This is a genomic window from Streptomyces sp. DH12 (genome assembly GCF_020873895.1).
Taxonomy (GTDB): Bacteria; Actinomycetota; Actinomycetes; order Streptomycetales; family Streptomycetaceae; genus Streptomyces.
Map to the genome: position 1 here is coordinate 1 of NZ_JAHWGT010001229.1, position 435 is coordinate 435.

Sequence of the window (435 nt, forward strand, 5' to 3'; positions counted from 1 at the left end):
CGGAGAACGGCTGCGCGTACGAGGGCCTGGACGACGCCGACCGCATCACCTACCTGGACGGCCATGTCCGCGCCCTGCACCGGGCGGTGGAGGCGGGCGTGGACGTCCGCGGCTACTTCGTGTGGTCGCTGCTGGACAACTTCGAGTGGGCGGAGGGGTACGGCCGCCGCTTCGGCCTGGTGCACGTGGACTTCGGCACACAGCGGCGGACGCCGAAGGCGTCGTACGGCTGGTACAGGGCGTTGCTGCGGGAGCAGCGCGGCTGACGCCGCGCTTCCGGGTGGGTCAGAACCCGAGCCGCCGGAGCTGCTTGGGGTCCCGCTGCCAGTCCTTGGCGACCTTGACGTGGAGGTCCAGGAAGACGGGCGTTCCGAGGAGCGCCTCGATCTGCTTGCGGGACTTGATGCCGACGTCCTTCAGGCGCTTGCCCTTGGG

At 70.3% G+C, this 435-nt stretch carries 2 protein-coding genes; one reads left to right on the top strand and one right to left on the bottom strand.

Annotated features, from left to right (window positions below):
- Nucleotides 1-266 (top strand): family 1 glycosylhydrolase (locus LPA54_RS39390; RefSeq protein ID WP_228985196.1); only part of this gene is annotated, 266 nt, incomplete at its 5' end.
- Nucleotides 267-285: 19 nt separating this feature from the next.
- Here LPA54_RS39390 and LPA54_RS39395 read toward each other — a convergent pair.
- A partial coding sequence (locus LPA54_RS39395; RefSeq protein WP_228985197.1) for a KH domain-containing protein occupies nucleotides 286-435 on the bottom strand: 150 nt, incomplete at its 5' end.